This window comes from Micromonospora sp. CA-248260 (genome assembly GCF_050942205.1).
GTDB classification, from domain to species: Bacteria; Actinomycetota; Actinomycetes; order Mycobacteriales; family Micromonosporaceae; genus Micromonospora; species Micromonospora antibiotica.
On the sequence record NZ_CP192021.1, the window covers coordinates 5,358,184 to 5,383,389 of the forward strand.

Here is a 25,206-nt window from a genome sequence, read left to right on the forward strand (position 1 = left end):
CGGGGCCGTCGGCGGGGGGTCCGGCACGCCGGGGGGTCATTCGACCACCGCCCCGGCGTCCAGCGTGAACAGTTCCCGCAGCTGCCCGGTGGACAGCTCGGTGACCCACTGTTCGCCGCTGCCCACGACCGATGCGGCCAGGGCCCGCTTGTCGGCGATCATCGCGGCCACCTTCTCCTCGACGGTGCCGGCACACACGAACTTGCGGACCTGCACCCGTCGCCGTTGGCCGATCCGGAACGCCCGGTCGGTGGCCTGGTCCTCCACCGCCGGGTTCCACCACCGGTCGACGTGTACGACGTGGTTGGCGGCGGTCAGGGTGAGCCCGGTACCGCCGGCCTTGAGGGAGAGTACGAACAGGGCCGGTCCGTCCGGGGACTGGAAGCGGGTGACCAGGTCGTCCCGGTCGGCCTTGCCCACCCCGCCGTGCAGGTAGAGCACCTCGCGACCGAAGCGGGCCGACAGGTGGCCGCGCAGCAGCGCGCCGAACTCGGCGTACTGGGTGAACAGCAGGGCTTTCTCGCCGGCCGCGAGCACCTCGTCGACGATCTCCTCCAACCGTTGCAGTTTGCCCGAGCGGGCGGCCAGCGGTGAACCGTCGCGCAGCAGTTGGGCGGGGTGGTTGCAGACCTGTTTGAGCCGGGTCATGGTGGCCAGCACCAGGCCCCGCCGTTCCATCCCGTCGCTGGACTCGATCTTCGCGAGCATCTCGTCGACGATCGCCCGGTAGAGCGACGCCTGCTCGGCGGTGAGGTTGCAGACCACCTCCATCTCCAGCTTCTCCGGCAGGTCGGAGATGATCGAGGAGTCGGTCTTGAGCCGGCGCAGCACGAACGGGCCGGTGATCCGGCGCAGCCGGGCCGCCGCGTCGGCGTCCCCGTGCCGCTCGATCGGCACCGCGTAGGACTGTCGGAAGCTGCTGGCCGGGCCGAGCAGGCCGGGGTTGGCGAACTGCATGATCGACCAGAGGTCGGCCAGCCGGTTCTCCACCGGCGTACCGGTGACGGCGACCCGGTGCCGGGCGGGCAGCGCCCGGACCGCCTCGGCCTGCCGGGTGGCGGCGTTCTTGATCGCCTGGGCCTCGTCGACAACCAGCCGGTGCCAGCCCACCGACGCCAACGCGACCGCGTCCCGGGCCGCCACCGAGTACGTGGTGAGCACCAGGTCGGCGGCGTGCACCGCAGCTTCGAACTCCGCTCCCCGGGCCCGGTCCGCGCCGTGGTGCACGTGCACCCGCAACCCGGGGGTGAACCGGGCCGCCTCCCGCTGCCAGTTGCCGACCAACGACATCGGGCACACCAGCAGGGTCGGCCCGGCGTCCGGTCGGTCCCCGGCGAGCAGGGCGAGCAGCTGCACGGTCTTGCCCAACCCCATGTCGTCGGCGAGCACCCCGCCGAGCCCCAACGACTGGAGGAAGGCCAGCCAGGCCAACCCGCGCCGCTGGTAGGGCCGCAGGGTTCCCTGAAAGGTGGGCGGCGGGTCCAGCGGGACGAGCCGCCGTTCGGCCTGCCCGGCCAGCAGGTCACCGAGCGGCCCGTCGGCGGTCACCTGAAGCACCGGCAGCGCCTCCGGGTCGTCCGCCCCGGTCAGACCCATCTTGAGCAGGTCGGCGACGGTCAGCTCGCCGGGGGAACGCAGCAGTCGCAGGCCGGCGGCCAGCCGCTTCGGGTCCAGCTCCACCCACCGGCCCCGCAGCCGCACCAGCGGGGTCTTCATCGCGGCCAGGGCGGCCAACTCGTCGGCGTCGACCGTCTCGTCACCGAGCGCCACCTCCCATCGGTAGTCGACGAGCGCGTCCAGCCCGAGCCCCCCGGAGGTGGCGGCGACGGTGCCCGGGGCCGTCCGGCTGCTGGCCCGCAACCGGGTGCCGAGCCGCGCCGACGGCCGCCGCCACCACGACGGCAGCAGCACCCCGAAGCCGGCGGCGTGCAGCACCGGTGCGCCGTCACGCAGGAACCGGTGCGCACCCTCGACGTCCAACTCCAACTGCTCCGGGGTGGGGGTGCGCAACGCCTCGTCCAGCTCCGGCCAGAGCCGCCCGGCCCGGCCCAGCTCGGCCAGCAGGGTCTCCTGCGGGTCGTTCCACCGGCCGGCGAGCGCCGGCAACCGCTCCGGCGTCCGCCAGATGTCACCGGCGGCCACGTGCAGGCCCGGCTCGTCGGCGGCCTGGAGGCCGAACTCGATCCGCCACCGTCCACCCTGCCCGATGACGGTCGACGGGTCGGCCGGCACCACGGTCAGGGTTTCGACGATCTCGTCGTCGGCCGGCTCGACCAGCCGGAAACTGGCCCGGACCGGGCCGCCCACCGCGTCGCGCTGCCAGGCGTCCAGCTCGGTGCGGAGGGTGGCCAACGCGGTGGGCTCGGCGGTGAAACGCCGCTGCGGGCCGGTCAGGGCCGCCAGCCAACCGGCCGTCGCGCCGTCGCGCCGACCGCCCCGGACCAGGTCGGTGTCGGCCAGCACCCGGCGGGCGGCGGCATCCGTGAGCAGGTCCACCGCGTCGGCGACCAGACCTGCCGACCCGACCACGGCAATACCGGACCGCGCGCCCGCCACCGCGTCGGAACCGGACCAGGCCCCGGCCGGCACGTCGACACCGGGTCGGGCCGCCGTGGTGGTGCCGGAACCGGGCGACACCTCCCCGGGTTCGGACCGCAGGCCGGTCGGCCGGCGTGACCCGGAACGGGAGCGGGAAGTGGGCGTGGGGGTGTCGACGGCGGCCCGGGTGGCCGGCGGCAGGGCCAGGGCCAACGACCGGGCCCAGGCGGCGTCCGCGCCGGTGAGCAGGGGTCGCCACACCGCCCATCCGACCGCCGCTCCCGCCGACGGCACCGACCGGCCGGCCGCCCGCCGGCCCGCCGGTGACCGGGGCACCTCCCCCGGCGGGCGGTCGGCCACACCGGGCAGCAACCGGCCGCGGGCCACCAGGTCGGCGGCGAAGTCGGCAAGCTCCGCGAGGTGCCGCAGGCCCGCCCCGACCACGGCGTCGAGCCCGTCGAGGGTACGCAGCAGGGCGAACGCGTCGTCCGGGGCGTACCGGAGGGCGGGGGTCCGCCAGGCGGCGAGGGTGACTGGGCCGCGGACCGGTTCCCCGACGGTGGCCGGGACCAGCTCCGGGGAGTGCAGCGGCGCACCGGCCCGGGTGGGGAGGGTGAGCAGCACGGCGTCGGCCGGGCGGTCACCGAACAACGCGCACAGGGCGGCCGGTTCGGCGGCGAAGGGGTGGGGGCGTTCGCGCGGGGCCCGGCCGGGGCGGCGCGGCACCTGCGTCGGGCGGGTGGAATCCTCCGCCCACACCGCCAGACCGGCCCCGACCAGCCACACCCCGTGGACGACCAGCACAGTTTCCCCCTCGTCGACGCCCGGGGGCCAGGATAGGCGGCGGCGCCCGGTTACCGTCGACGCCATGGTGGACCTGCTCGTCGTCGGTGGGCTGGGCGTCGACATCCGCACCCGGGTGCCCGCGCTGCCGCTGCCCCTCGCCGACTCCGTCACCGTTCCCGGGATCGAGCTGCGGGTCGGCAACACCGGGTCGGGGGTGGCACTGGCCGCCGCAGCGCTCGGACTGACGGTGACCGTGGTCGACGTGCTGGGGGTCGACCCGGCCGGCGACGTGGTCCGCGCCGCGCTGGCCCGCACCGGCATCCGGTCGGTGCTGGCCGACGATCCCGGGGGCACCCGCCGGTCGGTCAACCTGGTCGACCCGGCCGGCCGCCGGATGGCGCTCTACGACCCCCGACCGTGGCGTGGGGAGCCGCCGTTCCCGCGCGCCGAACTGGCCGCGCTGGCCGGCGGCGCGGCCCACGTCCACGTTTCGATCATGGACTGGGTCCGGGGCCGGTTGCCCACGCTGCGCGCCGCGCTGGCCCCGGGCGTGCTGCTCTCCACCGACCTGCACGACTGGGACGGCGACGACCCGTACCACCGGCCCTTCGCCGAGGCGGCGGACCTGGTCTTCGTCAGCGGCGTCCGGCTGGGCGACCGGGCCCCGGCGGTCGCCGCGGCGCTCGCCCCCCGGACGGTGGTGGTGACCCGGGGAGCGGACGGCGCGGACGTCCACCCGGGCGACCGGCCCCCGGTGCGGGTGCCGACGACGACACCGCCCGGTGCGGTGGTCGACACCAACGGGGCCGGCGACGCCTTCGCCGCCGGCCTGATCGCCGCCCGGCTGCGCGGGGCGGCGCTGCTGCCGGCCACCGGGTACGCCGCCAGGGTCGCTGCGGCTGCCTGCACCCACGACGGGATGGAGTATCCGACCGGGCTGTTCCCCGCCACGCCCGGCCCACACCGGCCCGGCTGACGTCGTGCTCCGGCAGGGGGTCAGACCGCGCCGGTGCTGCCGTCGGTCAGCTCACGGAGGATGTCGGCGTGCCCGGCGTGCCGGGCCGTCTCCTCGATCATGTGCACCATGATCCAACGCAGCGACACCTCACCGAGCTGCGGCTGCGCGACCACATGGTCCAGGGGGAACCGGGCGGCCAACTCTCGGGACCGGGCACACGCCCGCTCGTAGCCGTCGGTGAGCTGGTCGAGGGTCTCCCCCGGCATCAGGGCGAAGCTGGCCGCCGCGTCCTCCTCGGAGGTGGGGAAGACATCGCCGGGGGCCGGGGCGAGCAGGAACGGGAACCAGTTCCGCTCGACCAGGGTGAGGTGCCGCAGGATGCCGGCCAGGGTGGTCGCCGACGGCACCAGCCGACGGGACGCCTCGGCGTCGGTCAAGCCCCGTGCCTTGCGCAGCACGGTCGCACGGTGGAAGTCGAGGAACGCGTCGAGCACCGCCCGCTCGTCACCGGTGCGGGCCAGTACCGGAGCGAGCGTCGGGTCGATCTGGATCTCCGCCATCAGCGGACGATACCCGCACCCCGACCCTGCCGGCCGACCGGCGCGGCCCGGACCGTCGGAGCCGTCCCGCTGTCCCGGCAAACCCTGCGGCCCGGCGGCCGGCTTGGCAGGATGGGCGCATGTCTTCGACGGTACGGATTCCCCTGGCGGACGGCCCGGCTGACGGCGAGGCGGTCGACGTCGAGCTGGACAGCAACGACCGGCCCCCGCTGACCCATCACCACCTCGGCCCGCAGGGGCTGGCCGACGCCCACATCTACGAGCTGGAGTCGGCCGGCGACCAGTGGCGCTACCGCTGGCGCGGCCCGGTGCTCTGACCCCGCCCCGGTTGCCGGGAACCGACCTGCCCGCCGATCAGGCAACCATCCGGGCCGCGTGCCCGCCGATCACACAACCATCCGGGCCTCGTGCCCGCCGATCACACAACCATCCGGGCCGCCTGCCCGCCGATCAGGCGGCCATCCGGGCCAGGGTGCGTGAACGCAGGCCGTCCAGCACCGCCCGGGTGACCTGGGAGGTGCCTCGGGCCTGGTCGCACACCTCGGCGACGCGGCGGGCGGTGGCCTCGCGGCGGGAGTCCCGTTCGTCCCAGAGCCGGTCGACCTCCGCCAGCAGCGGACCCTCCACCTCACGTTCCACGCCGCGCAGCGCCGGCACGCCGAGCCGCTGGGCCAGGTCGAAGACCTTCCCCGCGTACGGCAGGGGCAGGAACGGGGTGCCGACCATCGCCGCGAAGATCAGGAAGTGCAGCCGCATGCCGACCGCCAGGTCAAAGTGCTTCATCAGGCCGAGCACCTGCCGGGGCGAGTAGTCACCGTGCAGGATGCGCCCCCGGTCGGCGGCGATCATGTGGGACAGCACCCCGTGCGAGTGCCGGATGTCGTCGCGTTCCATCGGTACGAACAGCACGTGCGCGTCGATCCGTTGCACCAGGAAGTCGCCGATCTGGGCGAGCAACCGGTGGTACCCGTCGACGTCGAGTCGTTCCGCGGCCCGCCCCGGCTCCCGGACGCTCAGCCCGACCAGCCGCTTGCCGGCGGGCACCCCCTCCTCGCGCAGCAGCCGGGCCGGAAAGTCCTCCGGCTCCAACAGGAACGCCGGGTCGGCGGTGACGGTGATCGGGTTGAGCAACCCGGCCTCCTCCAGCACCATCCGGGACTCCTGATCCCGGACGGTCACCTCGGTCGCCCCGGCCAGCGTCTCCCGGACCATGCCGGTGTCCACCCCGTCGCTGAGCGGCCCGACCCCCACCGCGTACGTCAGCAGGGGCAGCCCACGTTCCTGGGCGACCCGCACGACGCGCAGGTAGCGGCGGGCCTCCTTGTCGTACAGGATGCCGCCCCCGCCGAGGATGAGCAGGTCGAGCTGGGCCAGCACCTCGGCCGAGTCGACCCGGCTCACGCCCTCCCAGGGCACCGCCTCGACGTCGGGGTGGGCCAGCGCGGTGTGCGCCGGATTACGGGAGAACACGATGATCCGGGCGTTCGGCTCCTGTTCCCGCAGGTCAGCCAGCAGACCGGTGAGGATCGCCTCGTCACCGAGGTTCCGACCGCCGTACGAGCCGAGCACACCGATGGTCAATCCGGTGGGACCCCTCATCCGTCACTCCTCCCCAGAACCGTCCCGCCCGCATTCCCCCCCAACCCCAACCCATGCCCCAGCCGAGCCCCCGCCCCTCCCCCGTCCCCGCCCTCCCCCGTCCCCGCCCCGGTGATCAAGAGGTTTACGTCAACCCACCCGGGCGGAATGACGTAAACCTCTTGATCACCGAAAACAGCGGTGGGGGTGGGCGGGTGATCAAGAGGTTTGCGTCAGGTCGGGCCGGTGGGGTGACGCAAACTTCTTGATCACCGGGACGGGGCGCGGGCGGGGCTGGGGACGGGACGAGGGCGGGGACGGGGCGGGGACGGGGCGGGGACGGGGACGGGACGAGGGCGGGGACGAGGGCGGGGTGGGGCGGTACGTGGGGTGGGTGGGGTAATCGGGTTGCCTGGGGTGTGGGGTGCTCGCCAGGGTGGGGGGATGGCGGATGCGAACGCGGGTGGGGGCAGGATCGGGTGGGATGAGCTGCCCGGGCATGTCCGGCAGGCGGTGGAACGGATCATCGGTGACCGGGTGGTCGAAGCGGTCTCCCAGCCCGGTGGATACTCCCCCGGCACGGCCGACCGGGTGCTGACGGCCGACGGGCGACGGGCGTTCGTCAAGGCGGTCAGCTCGGCGCAGAACCCGGACACCCCCCGGATGCACCGCGCCGAGGCCCGGCACACGGCCGCACTGCCCCGGTGCGCCCCGACGCCCCGGCTGCTCGGCTGTCACGACGACGGTGAGTGGGTGGCGCTCGTACTCACCGATGTCGACGGCCGGCACCCGCACACGCCGTGGCGGCCCGCGGACCTCGACCCGGTGCTGCGCGCGTTGGAGGCGCTGGCCGACACGCTCACCCCGAGCCCGGTGCCGGACGTGCCGACCGCCGCCGAGCGGCTGGCCCACGATTTCGCCGGCTGGCGGCGGATCGTCGCCGACCCGCCGCCCCGGCTCGACCCGTGGGTCGCCGCGCACCTGGTCGAGTTGTGCGCGGCGGCCGACCGGGGGCTGGCCGGGCTGACCGGAGACACCCTGTGCCACCTGGACGTGCGGGCCGACAACCTGTTGATCGACGCGGACGGTGCGGTCACCGTGGTGGACTGGCCGTGGGCCTGCCGGGGGCCCACCTGGTTGGACACGGCGCTGCTGCTGGTCAACGTGCGGCTGCACGGCGGGCACGACACCGAGGCGCTGCTGCGCCGGTTGCCACTCACCGCCGATGTCGACCCCGCCACCCTGACCGGCTTCTATGCCGGCCTGGCCGGTTTCTTCACCGACAGCGCCCGCCACCGGCCGGCATCCCCACCGTCCGTGCCTTCCAACAGGCCCAGGCCACCGCCCTCGTCCCCTGGCTCCGCCACCGCCTCGAAACCCCCGGAGCAGTCCGGTGATCAAGAGGTTCACGTCAGCCTGCACCGCTTTTCTGACGAATACCTCTTGATCACCGCACCGGTGGTGGGGTGACCTCGGCGGGTCGGGGTCAGCGGAGCTGGTGGGCGAGGAAGGGGACGACCAGTTGGGGCAGGAGGGGGGTGGTGAGGATGTCGTGATGGGTGAGGCCGGGGAGTACCGCCAGGCGGGAGGTGGGGCGGCCGGTGCCGTCTGCGCCCGGGTGCCGGTGGCCACCGCCGAGCAGCCGGTAGAACTCGGCCATGTGGGTGACCGGGATCGAGTCGGCGTCGGCGAAGACCAGCAGGGTCGGTACGGCGAGGGCGGCCACCTCCGGCGACCAGTCGTACTCGTGGCGCAGCAGGGCACCGGACTTGGCCCACAGCTGCGGCCAGTCCTGGGGCCGGGGGGCGATCCGTTGGTAGAGCTGGTGCGGGGGCGTACCACGCATCTGCTCGCCCGCCCGTTCGTCCTGGCCGGCCATCATGGTCAGCACCTCGGGATACCAGCCCCGCCGCCGGCACGGGGTGGAGATGAGCACCAGCCGACGCACCAGTTCCGGGTGTTGGATCGCGGTACGCAGCGCCACCCCGCCACCGAGGGAGTAGCCGAGCACCTCCGCCCCGGGCAGGTCGAGGTGGCGTAGCAGCGCGGCGACGTCGTAGGCCATCGACTCGTACCGCAGGGGTCGGTCCACGTCGGCGGTCCGGCCGTGGCCCTGGAGATCCACCGCGATCACCCGGCGACGCTCGGCCAACGCCTGCAGGATCGGGGCGAACGTCTCCGTCGAGCCGTAACCACCGTGCAACAGCACCAGCGGCGGTCCGTCGCCGTGCTCCTCGTACCAGAGGCGCAACCCGTTGACGTCCGCGTAGCTCACCGGTGTCTCCCCGCCTCGGGCCCGGGGGCGTCGCCCGGGCCACCACGACGGCAGCGCCTCACGCCTCGGGCCGGTCGGGGGCGGCCTGCGGCTTCGCCGACAGGCCCCACAGCTCCACGATCCGGTCGTCGCGGAAGGTGAACATCTCCAGCATCGTCGCCGTCGAGCCGTCGGCGAGGCCGACCATCTCGGTCCGGGTCGCCACGCGCTCTCCGTCCGCGACCAGATCCTTCAGGGTCACCCTCAGGTCGGGATGCTGCGCCCACATCTGCTGCCAGGCCTGCTGCACGCGCCCCCGGCCGGTGGCCCGCAACGGATGGCTGTAGAAGGTGCCGGCGAAGATGGTCTCGATGGCCGCCACGTCCCGGCGGTTGAACGCGTCGTACATGCGCTCGGCGATCCGGCGTCCCTGATCCACCAGGCGAGTATGCCCGATGTACGTCTCCACGGGAGGCCGGTCGGGACCGTCGCTGCGGTCAGCCGCCGGATCCCCGCTCTACGGGATCGCCACGGTGCCTGTGGTGCGGGGTGGGCGCGGCAGGTTTCGAACCTGCGACCCCTCGCTTGTAAGGCGAGTGCTCTCCCACTGAGCTACGCGCCCGGAACGCCCGTGCGGGCGGGCCGGTGGCTGGCAAGCTTACCTGCCGGCCGCCGGCCCGTCGCAACGGTGTGCCGATCGAGCGGTGTGCCGCCGCACCGGCGGAACCGGTACGGCGGCACGCGCGGTCGCCGCGGAACGTCAGGCGGCGACCGTGTCGGCGAGCGCCTTGCGCCAGCTCTGCTGGTCACGCGCCTCACCCGGCATGTTCATCTCGGCGAACCGGACGATGCCCGCCTTGTCGATGACGAAGGTGCCCCGGTTGGCGATGCCGGCGAGGTCGTTGAAGACGCCGTACGCCTGGGCGACCGCCCCGTGCGGCCAGAAGTCGGCCAGCAGCGGGAACTGGTAGCCCTCCTTCTCGGCCCAGATCTTGTGGGCGTAGATCGAGTCGACGCTGACGGTGAGCACCTGCACGTCGTCGTTGACGTAGTCGTTGAGGTTGTCCCGCACCTCGCACAGCTCACCCTGGCAGATGCCGGTGAAGGCGAGCGGGTAGAAGACCAGCAGCACGGTGCGGTTGCCCCGGTAGTCCGAGAGCCGTACCTCCTGGTTGTTCTGGTCCTTCAACAGGAAGTCGGGCGCCTCGGCACCAACCTCGATCGGCATGCGAACTCCTTGGGTCGACTCTGAGGTGGGTCCAGCCTGCCACACCCGGCGCGGACGCCCCGGGTGCGGGATTGCTCAGTTGGGCCACGGCCCGGCCGGGGAGCCTACTTACGCCCCTTGGACCCCCGGCGCAGCACGAGCCGGGCGGCGCTCCAGTCCAGGCCGGCGTTGAGGGTCGAGGTCTGCTGGAGCCCGGCGGTCTGCGCCGACTCGGCGACCTCGCTCGGCTCGACGTGCCCGTCCCGGCCGGCCTTCGGGGTCAACAGCCACACGACTCCGGCGTCGGCCAACGGACCGAGGGCGTCGACGAGAAGCTCGAAGAGGTCACCGTCTCCGTCGCGGTACCAGACGAGCACCGCGTCGACCACCTCGTCGGTGTCCTCGTCGACCAGTTCTCCACAGCGGTCGGTCAGGGCGTCCCGGAGATCCTGGTCGACGTCCTCGTCGTACCCCATCTCCATGACGACCATGCCCGGTTCGATCCCGAACCGGTCCGCCAGGAGACGTACCCCGTCGGCGGCCTGACCAGCGGTCGCGCTCACTGTCGCGTGCCTCCTCATCTCGTCCCTGCCCAGCGGCGTCGCGGTGACGCCGTCAGGCAGAGTCCACACAGTTGTGGTCCGTCGCGCAAGTGGCGCACCGGGTGGAACGGAATTTACCGTGCCAGCAGCGTACGGGCACCCTGGGTAATGGCATCCTCGGAGACCAGCACCTGACGGGCAGCCGGACCTAATGGTACAAACGAGTCGACTGCGGCCACCCGCCGCGCCGCTCCCACAAATCCGGCGTCGACAAGCGTCGCGAGGATCCCCTCACCGACCCCGCCGGACCGCCGGGTCTCATCCACCACCAGCACCCGACCGGTCGCGGACGCCTCCCGGATCAGGTCCGCCACCGGCAGCGGTGCCAGCCACCGCAGGTCCACCACCCGGCAGCCGATCCCCTCGTCGGCCAGGGTCGACGCCGCCCGCAGCGACATCCGCACCCCGTTACCGAACGTGACGATGGTGACGTCCTCGGCCGAGCCGACGCCGTACACCCGGGCCCGGCCGATCGGCGCGTGACCGGCCGCCCAGTCGGCCGGCTCGGCGTAGGACCCCAGCCACTCGCCGTCACCCGGCTCGTACAGGTCCCGGGTGTGGTAGAGCGCGATCGGCTCCAGGAACACCGAGACGGTGCCGTCCACCACGGCGGCGGCCAGGCAGGTCCGCAGCAGCGGACCGGCGTCGTCCGGCCGCGCCGGCACCGCGACCACCAGACCAGGCACGTCCCGCAGTACGGCCACCGAGTTGTCGTTGTGGAAGTGCCCGCCGAACCCCTCCTGGTAGGCCAGCCCCGGCACCCGAACCACCATCGGGTTGCGGAACGCCCCCTGCGAGAAGAACTGCAACGTGGCCGCCTCGCCCCGCAGCTGGTCCTCGGCGTTGTGCAGGTACGCCAGGTACTGGATCTCCGGCACCGGCAGCATCCCGGCCAGCCCGGCGCCCAGCCCCAACCCCAGCACCGACGTCTCGTCCAGCAGGGTGTCGAAGACCCGGGCCGCCCCGAACCGCTCCCGCAGCCCCTTGGTGACCCCGTACACCCCGCCCTTGGCCGCGACGTCCTCCCCGAAGACCGCCAACTGCGGGTGGCTGAGCATCCCGTCGGCGAGCGCGGCGTTGATGCTCTGCGCCAGGGTCAGCGGGCCGGCCAACTCCGGGGGCTTGCCACCGAACGCCGCCACCCGGTCGGCCGCATCCGGCCCGGCCGCCCGCTGCGCCGCCTGCGCCACCGTCGTGGCGACCCGCTTGGGCCGGCGGGGCGACAGCGGGGCCACCACGTCGACCGGGGCAGCCAGCTTCGGCTCGTCGAGCACCTCCTCGGCGGTCCGCCGCACCTGCCAGCCCCGCTCGTCGTAGCGGGCCAGCAGTTCCTCGCCGGTGGCCACCCCCGCCTCGACGAGCAGCCGGGCGGTGGCCAGCACCGGATCGCGCGCCTCGTCGGCGGCGATCTCGGCGGTGCTGCGGTACGCCCGCTCGGCGTCCGCCCCGGCGTGCCCCAGCAGCCGTACCGTCCGCAGGTGCAGCACCGCCGGCCGCCGGTGCCGCCGCACCCAGCCGGCGGCCTCGGCGGCCACCGCGTGCACGGCCACCGGGTCGGTGCCGTCGGCGGTGAAGTAGCGCACCCCGGGCCGGGCCCGCAGGACCCGCTCCACCCAGCCGTCCGGCGACCGGACGCTGATGCCCAGGCCGTTGTCCTCGCAGACGAAGAGCACCGGGATCCGCAGGCCGGTGTGGTCGTACCAGCCGGCGGTGTTGAACGCGGCGGTGGCGCTGGCGTGGTTGACCGAGGCGTCGCCGAACGAACAGACCACGATGGCGTCGCGGGGCCACGGCGAGCGCGGCGGACCGGCCGGGTCGTCGCGCCGGCCGGCGGTGTCGATCCGGCGCAGCCGTTCCAGGGCCAGGCCCAGGCCGACCGCCCGGGGCAGGTGCGAGGCGATGGTGGAGGTCGTCGGCACCACCGCCAGGTCGGCCCGGCCGAAGACCTTGTGCCGGCCCCCGGCGATCGGGTCGAGGGTCGAGGCGACCATCCCGCGCAGCACGTCCCGGGCCGCCCCGGCGTACGCCTCCTGCCACCCGTCGTCCCCGCCCGGTCCCGGGTCGACCGCCGTTGCCGGGGACGTCCCGGTCACCGGGAGCCCGGGGCCGGCCGGACCGGGACCGGCGGAGACGGGACCGGCGGAGACGGCATCGGTGGCGGTGGGGACGGCATCGGCGGCGGTGGGACTGCCCGGGGCGGGGTCCGGGGCGGCGGTCACCGGGGCGGCGGCGGGGGCGGCGGGGGTGCCCTCCGGGGCGGCGGGCCGCTGCCGGGGCACCGGCTCGGTGGTGCCGTCGCTGCCCACCCGGTAGGCCACCGGGCCGACCGGGACGGGCTGGCCGACCGGGCCGGCGTCACCGTCGAGGGGGTCGGTCGTGCCCACCGGCGCGGGGCGTTCGTCCCCGGCGTCGGCCGCTGGACCGGCTGCCGGCGACGATCCGGCGGGGCCGCTCCCGGCGGCCGACGACGCACCTGTGCGGTCCGGTGCCCCGACCGGGTGGAGGGATTCCGGCTCACCGGCCCCCGGGGCGGTGCCGTCGTCGGGGTCACCGCCGGCGGGCGGGGAACCGATCGCCGCCACGCCGTCCCCGCCGGTGCGGTCGACGGCCGGACCGTCGCCGCCCGGGGAGCCGACAGCCACGGCGTCACCGTCCGGGAAGCTGCCGGCCGAGGCGTCGCCGCCCGGGAAGCTGCCGGCCGCCTGGGCAGCGCGCAGACAGTAGAAGGCGCCCGAGCGGTAGTGCAGCAGGGCCGGGTCGGTGGGGCGCAGCGCCGCGGCCACCGCCGCGTTGGCCTCGTGCCCGGCGGAGCCGATCGTGTAGAAGCCCTCGTCGAAGCTGCGCAGCCAGCGGCCGGCCAGGTCGAGCTGACGGCTGGTCACCTGCGCGTCGAAGAGGGCGAGCAACTGCCGGCCGGTCAGCGCGGCGGCCGGCCGTAGCGGTTGCCCGGGGTCACGCCGCCGCTCGGGCTCGGGTAACGCGCCCAGGGTCTCCCGGAACCGGTCGTCGAGATCTTGCGGGGTGGTCACGCGATCAGCATTACCGACGGAGGCCACGGTCGCCCACTCAGACACGACCCGACCGGGGTGAGTCAGTCCACCGCGCACCGCTGCGGGCAGTCCCCGTCGGACACCTTCTCCACCAGTTCCCGCAGCGTGGACAGCTCCTCGACGGTCAATCCGACGAGCAGCCGGGAACCCGACAGCGCCTCGCGCACCCGTTCCCGCACCCGGCGGCCCTCGTCGGTGACCAGCAGTGTCTTCTGCCGCCGGTCGATCGGGTCGACCCGGCGGGTGACCAGCCCGGCCTGTTCCAGCCGGTCGACCAGGGCGGTCACGTTGGACCGGTCGCACGCCAACCGGACGGCGAGGTCACGCGCCGGCGACGGCCGGTCCGGGTCCAATTCGCACAGTGCGCGGGCCGCCGCCGGGGTGAGTCCCAGCGCACCGAGAGCGGCCTCCTGGTCGTGCCGGATCGCGTCGGCGACGTGCAGGAACCGGCGTACCGTCTCGCCCGTCAACCCGGCGCGGTCGCCCCGGTCGGCCTGCGTGCGGCCGGCCTCCTGCGTCATCCCCCGACTGTACGGCCGCGCCTACCGCCCACCGCACCACCGGGCCGATCGACACCGCTGCCCGCCGGATGCCGACGTCGGGCTGCGCCGCCCGACCAACGGCCGCCCGACACGCCGCCCGGGGCGGTCGCCGGCCGCTGTTCGGCTGGCGGAGACGACGACGGTCTCCAGTCGTCACCTGACGGTCACCGTGGGTCGCGACGCTGCCGGGGTCAGGTACGCACCACATCCCGGGAGGTTCCCATGGCACTGTCCCGCCGTACCGTCCTGCTCTCCGGCGCGGCGCTCGGCGCGGCCGGCGCGACCGCCGGTCTGCCGACGTCCGCCGACGCCGCCGACGGGCGTCCCGCCCGCCCGGTGGGCACCGCCCGCCACCGACCGTTGATCTGGCCGTTCACCCTCGGGGTGGCCTCCGGCGACCCGGACCACGAGGGGGTGGTGCTGTGGACCCGGCTGGCCCCGCAGCCGCTGGCCGAGGACGGGTTGGGCGGCATGCCCGACCGGACGGTCGAGGTGCAGTGGGAGGTGGCCGCCGACGAGCTGTTCCGGCACGTCGTCCAGCGGGGTACGGCGATCGCCCGGCCCGAGTCGGCGCACAGCGTGCACGTCGAGCTGACCGGGCTGCTGCCGGGGCGGGAGTACTTCTACCGGTTCCGGGCCGAGGGGCACCTCTCCCCCACCGCCCGGACCCGCACCGCGCCCGACCCGGCGTCCCTGCCCGCCGCGCTGGCGATGGGTTTCGTCTCCTGCTCCCACTACGAGCAGGGGTACTTCACCGCCTACCGGCGGCTGGCCGAGAGCGCGCCGGAGCTGATCCTGCACCTCGGCGACTACCAGTACGAGTACGCCCGGGAGTACGGCCCGGACCGGCCGCGCGGGCACGAGGGGCCGGAGACCCGGACACTGGCCGGCTACCGGCAGCGGCACGCCCAGTACAAGACCGACCCGGATCTGCAGACGGCGCACGCGGTGGCCCCCTGGGCGGTGGTCTTCGACGACCACGAGGTGGAGAACAACTGGGCCGGCGCGGTGCCGGAGGAGCCGGACCCGAACTTCCTGGCCCGGCGGGCCGCCGCCTTCCAGGCGTACCACGAGAACATGCCGCTGCGGCGGTCCTCGGTGCCGCGCGGTCCGGACATCGCGCTGCACCGGCGGTTGCGCTGGGGGCGGCTGGCCACCTTCCACCTGCTCGACACGCGGCAGTTCCGGGACGACCAGGCGTGCGGGGACGGCTACCGGGACTGCCCGGCGGCGGCCGACCCGGGCCGCACCATCACCGGGACGGCACAGGAGCAGTGGCTGCTGGACGGGTTCCGCCGCTCCGACACCCGCTGGGACCTCCTCGCCCAGCAGGTGTTCTTCGCCGCCCGGGACCGCGACCCCGGGCCGACCCGGCTGACCAGCATGGACGCCTGGGACGGCTACCTGGCCTCCCGGGACCGGATCACCCGGGGCTGGGTGACCGCCGGGGTGCGCAACCCGGTGGTGCTCACCGGGGACGTGCACGCGCACTGGGCCGCCGACCTGAAGCTGGACTACACCGACCCGGGCGCGCGGACGGTCGGCACCGAGCTGGTCTGCTCCTCGGTCACCTCGGGCGGGGACGGGTTCGACTCGGCCAGCGGCTCGCACCCCTGGCTGCGCACCAATCCGCACCTGCGGTTCCAGAACGACCTGCGTGGTTTCGTCCGGACCACGATCACCCCGGCGCAGCTCAGCGCGGACTTCATGGTGCTGCCGTACGTGAGCCGGGCGGGCGCCCCGGCGTACCCACGGGCGTCGTTCGTGGTCGAGGACCGGGTGCCCGGCCTGCACCAGACGGGCGACCGCCCGCCGACGACGGCCCGCGCGCTGCCGCCGGGCGTGGACCGGGACCGGTACACCGTCGAGACGGAGACCGGGCTGCGCTGAGCCGCCCCGGGGCGGCGGCCGGGACGCGCCGGGGCCGGTGCGGCCGGGACGCGCCGGGGGCCGGTGCGGCCGGGCGACGGGACGGCCGGGCGACGGGACGGCCGGGCGACGGGACGGCCGGGCGACGGGACGGCCGGGCGACGGGACGCGGCGCCCGGGTGGCCGGCGGCGAGGGCGGGCGGGGCGGGGTCAGCCGGGGAGGAAGGAGAAACGGAGCTGGCGCGACGGGTTGTCACCGTTGGGGTCGACCAGGCAGACCGACTGCCAGGTGCCGAGCTGGAGTCGCCCGCCGAGCACCGGCAGGGTCGCGTACGGCGGCACGAAGGCGGGCAGCACGTGGTCGCGGCCGTGGCCGGGCGAGCCGTGCCGGTGCCGCCAGCGGTCGTCGGTGGGCAGCAGGTCGTCGAGGGCCCGCAGCAGGTCGTCGTCGGAGCCGGCGCCGGTCTCGATGATCGCCACCCCGGCGGTGGCGTGCGGCACGAAGACGTGCAGCAGGCCGTCGCCCTGCCCGGCGACGAATCGCTCGGCCTCGGCCGTGACGTCGACGACGGTGGGTCGGGAACCGGTCCGGACGGTGATCACCTCGCTGCGCATACGGCGCATTCTGCCGCATCCGACCCGTTACCGCCGCCGTCCCCGGCCGCCGGGGCCGGGCCCCCGGTGGGCCGACCCCGGCGGGGCGACGGCGGCCGGCCCCGACGCGGCCGACCGGGCAAAGTTACCGGTGGGTACCTGTGTTCAGCGTCGCGTCTGGGGGAGCTAGAGGTGACGACGGGTGCCACCAGAGGGCAGGATGGCGCTAGAGACCTATCCCACACACAACCGAGGGAACGCCTGTGGCTACGGAACGCAAGCGCCCGGTGATCACCGCTGGTCTGCCGAGCCAGCTTCCGGACATCGACCCCGAAGAAACCAGCGAGTGGGTCGAGTCGCTCGACGGTGTCATCGACGAGCGCGGAACCAAACGCGCCCGGTACGTCATGCTGAGCCTGCTGGAGCGGGCCCGCGAGCGGCAGGTCGGGGTGCCGTCCCTGACCACCACCGACTACATCAACACCATCACCCCGGAGCAGGAACCCTGGTTCCCGGGTGACGAGCACATCGAGCGGCGGATCCGGGCGTACGTCCGGTGGAACGCGGCGATGCTGGTGCACCGGGCGCAGCGGCCGGAGATCGGCGTCGGTGGGCACATCTCCACCTTCGCCAGCTCCGCCTCCCTCTACGAGGTGGGCTTCAACCACTTCTTCAAGGGCAAGAACCACCCGGGCGGCGGCGACCACATCTTCTACCAGGGGCACGCCTCCCCCGGCATGTACGGGCGGGCGTTCCTGGAGGGTCGGCTCTCGGAGGACCAGCTCGACGGGTTCCGGCAGGAGCTGTCCCACCCGGGCGGCGGACTGCCGTCCTACCCGCACCCGCGGCTGATGCCCGACTTCTGGGAGTTCCCCACGGTCTCCATGGGTCTGGGCCCGCTGAACGCGATCTACCAGGCCCGGTTCAACCGCTACCTGCAGCACCGGGGCATCAAGGACACCTCCCAGCAGCACGTCTGGGCCTTCCTCGGCGACGGCGAGATGGACGAGGTCGAGTCGCTCGGCGCGATCGGCGTGGCCGCCCGCGAGGAGCTGGACAACCTCACCTTCGTGATCAACTGCAACCTTCAGCGGCTGGACGGCCCGGTCCGGGGCAACGGCAAGGTGATGCAGGAGCTGGAGGCGTTCTTCCGGGGCGCCGGGTGGAACGTGATCAAGGTGGTCTGGGGCCGGGAGTGGGACCCGCTGCTCGCCGCGGACACCGACGGCGCGCTGGTCAACCTGATGAACACCACCCCCGACGGCGACTACCAGACCTACAAGGCGGAGTCCGGGGCGTACGTGCGGGAGCACTTCTTCGGCCGGGACCAGCGGACCCGCAAGATGGTCGAGCACCTGTCCGACGACGAGATCTGGAACCTCAAGCGGGGCGGGCACGACTACCGCAAGCTCTACGCGGCATACAAGGCGGCTACCGAGCACACCGGGCAGCCGACCGTCATCCTGGCCAAGACCATCAAGGGCTGGACGCTGGGCTCGCACTTCGAGGGCCGCAACGCCACGCACCAGATGAAGAAGCTGACGCTTGACGACCTCAAGCTGTTCCGCGACCGGCTCTACCTGGACATCCCGGACAAGGCGCTGGAGGACAACCCCTACCTGCCGCCGTACTACACCCCGGGTGAGTCCTCGGACGAGATGGCCTACCTGCGGGAGCGGCGCGAGCAGCTCGGCGGTTACCTGCCGTCCCGGCGGACCAGCCACAAGAAGCTGGCGATCCCGGGGCCAGAGCGGTTCGCCGACGTCAAGCGCGGCTCGGGCAAGCAGAAGGTGGCCACCACGATGGCCTTCGTCCGCCTGCTCAAGGACATCATGAAGGACAAGGAGTTCGGCAAGCGCTGGGTGCCGATCATCCCGGACGAGGCGCGTACCTTCGGCCTCGACTCGATCTTCCCGACGGCGAAGATCTACTCCCCGCACGGCCAGCGGTACACCTCGGTCGACCGGGACCTGTTCCTGTCCTACAAGGAGTCGACGACCGGGCAGATCCTGCACGAGGGGATCAACGAGGCCGGTTCGGTCGCCTCGTTCACCGCCGCCGGCACCGCGTACGCCACCCACGACGAGCCGATGATCCCGATGTACATCTTCTACTCGATGTTCGGGTTCCAGCGCACCGGTGACGGCTTCTGGGCGGCGGCCGACCAGATGGCCCGGGGCTTCGTCCTCGGCGCGACCGCCGGGCGGACCACGCTCAACGGTGAGGGCCTCCAGCACGAGGACGGCCACTCGCTGCTGCTGGCCGCGACCAACCCGGCGGTGGTCGCCTACGACGCGGCGTTCGGGTTCGAGCTGGCGCACATCGTGGAGCGCGGCCTGCACCGGATGTACGGCGAGGACCAGGAGAACATCTTCTACTACCTCACCGTCTACAACGAGCCGATCCACCAGCCGGTCGAGCCGTCCGAGCTGGACGTCGAGGGGCTGCTCAAGGGCATCTACCGCTATGCGCCGGCCCCGCAGGTCGACGGGCCGCGGGCCAACATCCTGGCCTCCGGCACCGGCATGCAGTGGGCGCTCAAGGCGCAGCAGCTGCTCGCCCAGGACTGGGGGGTGGCCGCCGACGTCTGGTCGGTGACCTCGTGGTCGGAGCTGCGCCGCGACGCGGTGCTCTGCGAGGAGCACAACCTGCTCAACCCGGGCGCGGAGCAGCGGGTGCCGTACATCCAGGAGAAGCTGGCCGAGGCCGACGGGCCGAAGGTCGCGGTCAGCGACTGGATGCGCGCGGTACCGGACCTGATCGCCCGCTGGGTACCTGGTGACTACACCTCGCTCGGCACCGACGGCTTCGGCATGTCGGACACCCGGCACGCGCTGCGTCGGCACTTCCACGTCGACGCCGAGTCGGTTGCGGTGGCGACGCTGCGGCAGCTCGCCCTGCGCGGGACGATCCCGGCCGGTGTCCCGGCCGAGGCGGCCAAGAAGTACGCGATCGACGACGTCAACGCCGCCCCGGTCGGTGAGACCGGCGGCGACAGCTAGTTCCCGGGTACGACGAAGGGCCCGGCGCCTCGCGCCGGGCCCTTCTCGTGTCCTCCGCCCGCTCCGCCCCTGCGTGATCGAGCGTGATCTTGACCGGATCCGCAGGTGGTGCCGACGGGGTGTCGGGTCAGCCGACGACGGCCAGGTCGGTCAGCCGGGCCAACGAGTCCTCCAGGTCGGTGCCGACCCGACGCAGCCCGAGGCGCAGCAGGGCGCCCTTGACCGGGCCGGCCGGCCAGCGGACCACGATCAGTCGGACGATCGTGCCGCCCTCCTCCTCGTCGGCGGTGAGCTGCACGTAGATCTCGGTGCGTGCCTCGGCTCGGGCACCGGCCCCCCGGGCGCGTTCCCGCCAGCCGATCAGGTTGGGCTCCTGGTAGGCGATCACCTCGGCCTCGTGCGCCGAGCCGCGCCCGGCCTGGACGAGTTGTCGACGGCCGAAGCCCTCCCCCGAGAGGACCTCGGCGGCCCGGACCCCGGCCAGCCAGGCGGGCAACTGCTCGGCCCGCTGGACGACTTCCCAGACCGCTTCCACCGGCGCCGTCACGTGCGCACTGCGTTCGACGAGGATCATTCTGTTTCTTCCCCCACTGAGGACATCCGCGATATTCCGCACTCTATGCGCTAAATCGGACTTACTGGGACGTGTTCGGAAAAAGACACGCCGGAAGCCCTTGCGCCCGCATTGCCCCGCACCTATGGCGCTCCCGGGCTTCGCGCCCTAGAGTGCGAACACGTTTCGCGTTCTGGGAGGGTGGATGACGACCGCACCGATCCCCGGTTTCCCCGCCGGCTTCCGTTGGGGGGTGTCCACCTCCGCGTACCAGATCGAGGGAGGCGCCACCGCCGACGGCCGGGGAGCGTCCATCTGGGACACCTTCGCGCACACCCCCGGCCGGATCATCGACGGCAGCACCGGCGACGTGGCCTGCGACCACTACCACCGGCACCGGGAGGACGTCGCGCTGCTGGCCGGGCTCGGGGTGTCGGCGTACCGGTTCTCGATCGCCTGGCCCCGGGTCCGCCCCGGCGGCACCGGCCCGGTCAACGCCGCCGGCCTGGACTTCTACGACCGGCTCGTCGACGACCTGCTGGCCGCCGGCATCGACCCGGTCGCCACCCTGTTCCACTGGGACCTGCCGCAGCCGCTCCAGGACGCCGGCGGCTGGCTGAACCGGGACACCGCCGCCCACTTCGCCGAGTACGCCGACGTGACCGCCGAACGCCTCGGCGACCGGGTGAAACTCTGGATCACCCTCAACGAGCCGTTCATCCACCTGAGCCTCGGCCACGGCACCGGCGAACACGCCCCCGGCCAGACCCTGCTCTTCGACTCCTTCCCCGCCGCCCACCACCAACTGCTCGGGCACGGGCTGGCGGTGACCGCGCTGCGCGCCCACAGCACCGCCCCGGTGGCCATCGCCAACAACTACTCGCCTGTCGTCCGCCACGGCGACACCGACGCCGACCACGCCGCCGCGGCGGCGTACGACGCCCTGCACAACCACCTGTTCACCGACCCGCTGCTGGGCCGGAGCTACCCCGACGGCTTCGACCCGGGCGTGGTACGCGACGGCGACCTGGCGGTGATCGCCGCGCCGCTGGACGTGCTGGGGGTCAACTACTACAACCCCACCGGGGTACGCGCCCCCGAGGAGGGCTCGCCGCTGCCGTTCGAGCTGGTCCCGCTGGAGGGCTACCCGCGTACCGCGTTCGACTGGCCGGTGGTCCCGGACGGGCTGCGTACCCTGCTCGTCGGCCTGCGTGACCGGTACGGCGACGCGCTGCCGCCGATCCAGGTCACCGAGGGCGGCTGCGCCTACGACGACGTCCCGGACGCCGACGGTCAGGTGCCCGACCCGGACCGGATCGCCTACCTCGACGGGCACCTGCGCGCCGTCCTCGCCGCCATCGACGAGGGTGTCGACGTGACCGGGTACTTCGTCTGGTCGCTGCTGGACAACTGGGAGTGGGCGGAGGGCTTCACCAAGCGCTTCGGCCTGGTGCACGTCGACTTCGCCACCGGCACCCGTACCCCGAAGTCCTCGTACGCCTGGTACCGGTCCCAGGTCGGCCGGGGGTGACCACCGTCGACCCGACGCCGGCCTCGCTGCCGGCGGCGCTCGCCGACCCGGTCGTCCCGGTCCGGCGCAGCTGGATCGCGTTGATCTTCGCGGCCAACCTCGGCGTGTGGATGGCCTTCTTCACCCCCATCCAGGTGCTGCTGCCCCAGCAGGTGGAACGGATCTCGCCGGACCACAAGGAGGCGATGCTGGCCGTCGTCACCGGGCTGGGCGCGCTCGCGGCCGTGCTGGCCAACCCGCTCGCCGGGGCGCTGTCGGACCGCACCTGCCTACGCGTCGGCGGGCGGGAGTTCGGCCGCCGGCACGTCTGGACCGCAGGTGGGGCGGTGCTCGGCGCGCTGGCGCTGGTGCTGCTGGCCCGGCAGCAGACCATCGCCGGGGTGGCGCTGGGCTGGGTCGCCGCCCAGGTCTGCTTCAACGCGATGCTGGCCAGCCTCACCGCCGGCATCCCCGACCGGGTGCCGGTGGTGCAGCGCGGCGGGGTCTCCGGGTGGGTGGGCATCCCGCAGGCGCTCGGCCTGGTGCTCGGCGCGGTGCTGGTCACCGCCCTGGTCAGCGGCACCGTCCCCGGCTACACGGCGATGGCGTTGGCGGTGCTGCTGCTGTCGCTGCCGTTCGCGTTCCTCACCCCCGACGACCCGCTGCCCCGGGAACACCGCCCACCGCTGCGGCTGCGCGCGCTGGTCGCCTCGATGTGGATCGACCCACGCCGGCACCCCGACTTCGCCTGGGCCTGGATCACCCGGTTCCTGGTGCAGATCGGCAACGCCCTGGGCACCCTCTACCTGCTGTACTTCCTCACCGACGGGGTGCGCTACCCCGATCCCGAGGGCGGGCTGCTGGTGCTGATCCTGCTCTACACCCTGGGCATGATGCTCACCGCCGTGGTCTCCGGGATGCTGTCCGACCGCTCCGGCCGGCGCAAGGTCTACGTGATCGTCTCCGGGGTGGTGATGGCGGTGGCCGCGCTGCTACTGGCGGTCGCGCCGACCTGGTCGATGGCGCTGGTCGCGGCCGTGCTGCTCGGTGCCGGCTACGGCGTCTACCTCTCGGTCGACGCGGCGCTGATCACCGAGGTGCTACCGCGCGCCACCGACCGGGCCAAGGACCTCGGGGTGATCAACATCGCGAACTCGGCACCCCAGGTGCTCGGCCCGGCGCTGTCCGCCCCGATCGTGGTCCACCTGGGCGGCTACCCCACGCTCTACGCCGTGACCGCCGTGGTCACCCTGCTCGGCAGCGCCCTGGTCCTCAAGATCCGGGGCGTGCGCTGACCCCCGGCGGCGACCCGGCCGGTCCGGGCCGGGTCGCCGCCGCCCGCAGGTCGGGAACGCCCGTCGGTGGCCGGCCCGGCAACGGCGTCCGGCCCCCTGGGGAAACCGGGTCGCGGCCGGCCGTAGGCTGGACGGCGTGACGGTACGTGTGCGCTTCGCCCCTTCCCCGACCGGTATGTTCCACGTCGGCGGCGCCCGCTCGGCGCTGCAGAACTGGATCTACGCCAAGCAGCAGGGCGGGGTGTTCGTGCTGCGCGTCGAGGACACCGACGCCGCCCGCAACAGGCCCGAGTGGACCGAGGGCATCCTGTCCGCGCTGGACTGGATCGGCATCGCCCGCGACACCTACGAGGGCCCCTACTTCCAGTCCGCGTACGCCGGTGAGCACCGGGCCGCCGCCCAGCGGCTGCACGACGCCGGGCGGGCCTACTACTGCGACTGCACCCGGGAGGCCGTGCAGGCGCGTACCGGCTCGCAGTACCAGGGCTACGACGGCTTCTGCCGGGACCGGGGCCTGCCGCCGGGCGAGGGGCGGGCGTTGCGCTTCCGGACCCCCGACGAGGGCACGACCGTGGTGGTCGACCTGATCCGGGGCGAGCCGACGTTCGAGAACAAGCTGATCGAGGACTTCGTCATCGCCCGCGGCGACGGCTCCCCGGTGTTCCTGCTCGCCAACGTCGTGGACGACATGACGATGGGAATCACCCACGTGATCCGGGCCGAGGAGCACCTGCCGAACACCCCGAAGCAGCAGCTGCTCTGGGACGCGCTGGGCGTCAAGCCGCCGATCTGGGCGCACGTGCCGGTGGTGGTCAACGAGAAGCGGCAGAAGCTGTCCAAGCGGCGCGACAAGGTGGCCCTGGAGGCGTACCGGGACGAGGGTTATCTCGCCGCCGCGATGCGCAACTACCTGATGCTGCTCGGCTGGGCGCCGTCGGGCGACCGGGAGATCGTGCCCTGGTCGGTGATCGAGGAGGAGTTCCGGTTGACCGAGGTCAACCCCTCCCCTGCCTTCTTCGACGAGAAGAAGCTGCGCGCGTTCAACGGCGAGTACATCCGGGCGCTGCCGGTCGACGAGTTCGTGGTCGCCTGCCAGCCCTGGCTGACCGGCACCGGCACCATCGCGCCGCCGCCGTGGCAGCCGGCGGAGTTCGACGCCGGCGCCTTCGCGGCGGTGGCCCCGCTGGCGCAGACCCGGATCGCGGTGCTCAGCGAGATCGTGCCGAACGTCGACTTCCTCTTCCTCGCCGAGCCGCTGATCGACGAGGCGGCCTGGGCCAAGGCGATGAAGGAGGGTGCGGCCGAGCTGCTCGACGCGGCCGTCGCCGGCTACACGGAGCTGGCGTCCTGGGACGCGGCGTCGCTGAAGTCGACGTTGGAGGCGGTCGGCGCGGAGCGTGGCCTCAAGCTGGGTAAGGCGCAGGCCCCGGTCCGGGTGGCGGTCACCGGCCGCACCGTCGGGCTGCCGCTGTTCGAGTCGCTGGAGGTGCTCGGTCGGGAACGCACCCTGACCCGGCTGCGCGCCGCCCGACTCCGCCTGGTCTGACCACCACGGCACCCGTCAGGGCCCGCCGTTTCCCGGCGGGCCCTCGCCGCACCCGGTCAGGGGCGGGCCGATCGGTCATCGGCGGGGCCGGTCAGGGGCGGGCGGAGCGGCGTCGGCGCAGGAACAGGCCGGCGGCGAGCACGGCCAGCAGCACCAGGCCGCCGGCCGCCCAGAGCCAGCCCCGACCGGTGTCGTCGGTGCCGGCAGCGGCGACCGGGGTGGTCGACGGGGAGGCGGGGGCGGGGCTGCTGCTCGGCGTCGGGGTGGTGCCGGCCGTCGGGGTGGTGCCGGCCGTCGGGGTGACCGACGGGGGTGCGGCGGCGGTGCCGGTGGTGAGGGTGAACCGCACCTCCCCCTTGACCGGGTGCCCGTCGTTGGAGGGCAGTTGGTATCCGACGATGTAGAGACCGGCCGCCCCGGGGGAGAACGGCACGCTGACCCGGCTGCCGGAGAAGGCCGGTGCGCCACCGGCGGCCGGGACGTTGTCCGGTCCGACCACTGTGATCTTCGTCCGTTCGGGGTCCAGTTTGGCCAGAAAGCGCAGCTCGACCTTGGCCGGCGCGGTGGCCACCTTGGCACCGTTGACGGGATTGCTCCCGGTAAGCGAGTTATGCGCGAACGCCGGCGTCGCCGGCAGCAACGCCACGCCGAGCGCCACGCCGACGAGCACTGGCACCGCCCGCGTCAACCGTGGGACCCTGCCCCCCATGAAGCCCTCCGCAAAGGTACGATCCGCCCGCTGATCACGCGGCTTCCCATTGG

The 25,206-nt window shown here is 73.5% G+C and carries 19 protein-coding genes, 1 tRNA gene and 1 pseudogene; 8 read left to right on the top strand and 13 right to left on the bottom strand.

Features of this window, described 5'->3' with window-relative positions; translation table 11 throughout:
- Positions 1-36: 36 nt before the first annotated feature.
- The gene (locus ACQP2H_RS22940) at positions 37-3,342 is read right to left on the bottom strand and encodes a DEAD/DEAH box helicase (RefSeq protein WP_219464103.1); all 3,306 of its coding nucleotides are present in this window, start codon (positions 3,340-3,342) and stop codon (positions 37-39) included.
- 64 nt (positions 3,343-3,406) lie between these two features.
- Between ACQP2H_RS22940 and ACQP2H_RS22945 the strand changes: the two genes are divergently transcribed.
- Complete coding sequence (locus tag ACQP2H_RS22945; RefSeq protein ID WP_219464104.1) at positions 3,407-4,300, top strand: carbohydrate kinase family protein; 894 nt, start codon at positions 3,407-3,409, stop codon at positions 4,298-4,300.
- Positions 4,301-4,320: 20 nt separating this feature from the next.
- Here the strand turns inward: ACQP2H_RS22945 and ACQP2H_RS22950 are convergent, their stop codons facing one another.
- Positions 4,321-4,842 (bottom strand): DinB family protein, encoded by a 522-nt coding sequence (locus ACQP2H_RS22950; protein WP_219464105.1) that lies wholly within the window; start codon positions 4,840-4,842, stop codon positions 4,321-4,323.
- A 119-nt stretch (positions 4,843-4,961) separates the two neighbouring features.
- On the opposite strand from ACQP2H_RS22950, the gene ACQP2H_RS22955 reads away from it, so the two are divergent.
- Positions 4,962-5,159 carry a hypothetical protein gene (locus tag ACQP2H_RS22955; protein WP_208568803.1) on the top strand — a complete coding sequence of 66 codons (198 nt, stop codon included), beginning with the start codon at positions 4,962-4,964 and terminating at the stop codon, positions 5,157-5,159.
- A gap of 133 nt (positions 5,160-5,292) precedes the next feature.
- Here the strand turns inward: ACQP2H_RS22955 and ACQP2H_RS22960 are convergent, their stop codons facing one another.
- Positions 5,293-6,441: a polysaccharide pyruvyl transferase family protein gene (locus ACQP2H_RS22960; protein WP_219464106.1), complete on the bottom strand. Its 1,149-nt coding sequence runs from the start codon at positions 6,439-6,441 to the stop codon at positions 5,293-5,295.
- A 423-nt stretch (positions 6,442-6,864) separates the two neighbouring features.
- Here ACQP2H_RS22960 and ACQP2H_RS22965 point away from each other — a divergent pair.
- Positions 6,865-7,817: pseudogene (locus tag ACQP2H_RS22965) on the top strand (phosphotransferase).
- 89 nt (positions 7,818-7,906) lie between these two features.
- On the opposite strand, the gene ACQP2H_RS22970 reads toward ACQP2H_RS22965, so the two are convergent.
- From ACQP2H_RS22970 to ACQP2H_RS23000, 7 genes are all read right to left on the bottom strand, one after another.
- Positions 7,907-8,695 carry an alpha/beta fold hydrolase gene (locus ACQP2H_RS22970; RefSeq protein ID WP_433228825.1) on the bottom strand — a complete coding sequence of 263 codons (789 nt, stop codon included), beginning with the start codon at positions 8,693-8,695 and terminating at the stop codon, positions 7,907-7,909.
- Positions 8,696-8,753: 58 nt separating this feature from the next.
- The gene (locus ACQP2H_RS22975; protein ID WP_219464110.1) at positions 8,754-9,113 is read right to left on the bottom strand and encodes a nuclear transport factor 2 family protein; all 360 of its coding nucleotides are present in this window, start codon (positions 9,111-9,113) and stop codon (positions 8,754-8,756) included.
- A gap of 111 nt (positions 9,114-9,224) precedes the next feature.
- Positions 9,225-9,296, bottom strand: a tRNA-Val gene (locus ACQP2H_RS22980).
- A gap of 138 nt (positions 9,297-9,434) precedes the next feature.
- Entirely contained in the window at positions 9,435-9,902 is a 468-nt protein-coding gene (locus tag ACQP2H_RS22985) for a peroxiredoxin (protein WP_204959437.1), read from the bottom strand.
- Positions 9,903-10,006: 104 nt separating this feature from the next.
- Positions 10,007-10,444 carry a DUF3052 domain-containing protein gene (locus ACQP2H_RS22990; protein WP_091238156.1) on the bottom strand — a complete coding sequence of 146 codons (438 nt, stop codon included), beginning with the start codon at positions 10,442-10,444 and terminating at the stop codon, positions 10,007-10,009.
- 113 nt (positions 10,445-10,557) lie between these two features.
- Positions 10,558-13,512 (bottom strand): thiamine pyrophosphate-dependent enzyme, encoded by a 2,955-nt coding sequence (locus ACQP2H_RS22995; RefSeq protein ID WP_433228828.1) that lies wholly within the window; start codon positions 13,510-13,512, stop codon positions 10,558-10,560.
- Positions 13,513-13,574: 62 nt separating this feature from the next.
- Positions 13,575-14,054 (bottom strand): MarR family winged helix-turn-helix transcriptional regulator, encoded by a 480-nt coding sequence (locus ACQP2H_RS23000; RefSeq protein ID WP_219464111.1) that lies wholly within the window; start codon positions 14,052-14,054, stop codon positions 13,575-13,577.
- Between the two features lie 243 nt (positions 14,055-14,297).
- Between ACQP2H_RS23000 and ACQP2H_RS23005 the strand changes: the two genes are divergently transcribed.
- A complete protein-coding gene (locus ACQP2H_RS23005) occupies positions 14,298-15,965 on the top strand; it encodes an alkaline phosphatase D family protein (RefSeq protein WP_357535500.1) in 1,668 nt (555 codons plus the stop codon).
- 189 nt (positions 15,966-16,154) lie between these two features.
- Here ACQP2H_RS23005 and ACQP2H_RS23010 read toward each other — a convergent pair whose 3' ends face one another.
- Positions 16,155-16,559: a YjbQ family protein gene (locus tag ACQP2H_RS23010; protein ID WP_219464114.1), complete on the bottom strand. Its 405-nt coding sequence runs from the start codon at positions 16,557-16,559 to the stop codon at positions 16,155-16,157.
- A 242-nt stretch (positions 16,560-16,801) separates the two neighbouring features.
- On the opposite strand from ACQP2H_RS23010, the gene aceE reads away from it, so the two are divergent.
- Positions 16,802-19,540: a pyruvate dehydrogenase (acetyl-transferring), homodimeric type gene (gene aceE, locus ACQP2H_RS23015; RefSeq protein WP_219464116.1), complete on the top strand. Its 2,739-nt coding sequence runs from the start codon at positions 16,802-16,804 to the stop codon at positions 19,538-19,540.
- A gap of 127 nt (positions 19,541-19,667) precedes the next feature.
- On the opposite strand, the gene ACQP2H_RS23020 is transcribed toward aceE, so the two are convergent.
- Positions 19,668-20,114 carry an SRPBCC family protein gene (locus ACQP2H_RS23020; RefSeq protein WP_433228832.1) on the bottom strand — a complete coding sequence of 149 codons (447 nt, stop codon included), beginning with the start codon at positions 20,112-20,114 and terminating at the stop codon, positions 19,668-19,670.
- A 184-nt stretch (positions 20,115-20,298) separates the two neighbouring features.
- Here ACQP2H_RS23020 and ACQP2H_RS23025 point away from each other — a divergent pair, with 184 nt between their 5' ends.
- The 3 genes from ACQP2H_RS23025 (at position 20,299) to gltX (ending at position 24,444) form a co-directional block, all read left to right on the top strand.
- A complete protein-coding gene (locus ACQP2H_RS23025) occupies positions 20,299-21,624 on the top strand; it encodes a GH1 family beta-glucosidase (protein WP_219464118.1) in 1,326 nt (441 codons plus the stop codon).
- Positions 21,621-22,898 carry an MFS transporter gene (locus ACQP2H_RS23030; protein ID WP_219464119.1) on the top strand — a complete coding sequence of 426 codons (1,278 nt, stop codon included), beginning with the start codon at positions 21,621-21,623 and terminating at the stop codon, positions 22,896-22,898. Before ACQP2H_RS23025 ends, ACQP2H_RS23030 begins: the two co-directional genes overlap by 4 nt.
- Before the next feature lie 136 nt (positions 22,899-23,034).
- Positions 23,035-24,444, top strand: coding sequence for a glutamate--tRNA ligase (gene gltX, locus ACQP2H_RS23035; protein ID WP_433228835.1), 1,410 nt, complete (start codon positions 23,035-23,037; stop codon positions 24,442-24,444).
- Between the two features lie 91 nt (positions 24,445-24,535).
- Here the strand turns inward: gltX and ACQP2H_RS23040 are convergent, their stop codons facing one another.
- Positions 24,536-25,153: a copper resistance CopC family protein gene (locus ACQP2H_RS23040; RefSeq protein ID WP_219464120.1), complete on the bottom strand. Its 618-nt coding sequence runs from the start codon at positions 25,151-25,153 to the stop codon at positions 24,536-24,538.
- Between the last annotated feature and the right edge of the window lie 53 nt (positions 25,154-25,206).

Coding starts and splice junctions, on each gene's coding strand:
- ACQP2H_RS22945 (WP_219464104.1), top strand. CDS start 3,407: ATGGTGGACCTGCTCGTCGTCGGTGGGCTGGGCGTCGACATCCGCACC.
- ACQP2H_RS22950 (WP_219464105.1), bottom strand. CDS start 4,842: ATGGCGGAGATCCAGATCGACCCGACGCTCGCTCCGGTACTGGCCCGC.
- ACQP2H_RS22955 (WP_208568803.1), top strand. CDS start 4,962: ATGTCTTCGACGGTACGGATTCCCCTGGCGGACGGCCCGGCTGACGGC.
- ACQP2H_RS22960 (WP_219464106.1), bottom strand. CDS start 6,441: ATGAGGGGTCCCACCGGATTGACCATCGGTGTGCTCGGCTCGTACGGC.
- ACQP2H_RS22985 (WP_204959437.1), bottom strand. CDS start 9,902: ATGCCGATCGAGGTTGGTGCCGAGGCGCCCGACTTCCTGTTGAAGGAC.
- ACQP2H_RS23000 (WP_219464111.1), bottom strand. CDS start 14,054: ATGACGCAGGAGGCCGGCCGCACGCAGGCCGACCGGGGCGACCGCGCC.
- ACQP2H_RS23005 (WP_357535500.1), top strand. CDS start 14,298: ATGGCACTGTCCCGCCGTACCGTCCTGCTCTCCGGCGCGGCGCTCGGC.
- ACQP2H_RS23010 (WP_219464114.1), bottom strand. CDS start 16,559: ATGCGCAGCGAGGTGATCACCGTCCGGACCGGTTCCCGACCCACCGTC.
- ACQP2H_RS23020 (WP_433228832.1), bottom strand. CDS start 20,114: ATGATCCTCGTCGAACGCAGTGCGCACGTGACGGCGCCGGTGGAAGCG.
- ACQP2H_RS23025 (WP_219464118.1), top strand. CDS start 20,299: ATGACGACCGCACCGATCCCCGGTTTCCCCGCCGGCTTCCGTTGGGGG.
- ACQP2H_RS23040 (WP_219464120.1), bottom strand. CDS start 25,153: ATGGGGGGCAGGGTCCCACGGTTGACGCGGGCGGTGCCAGTGCTCGTC.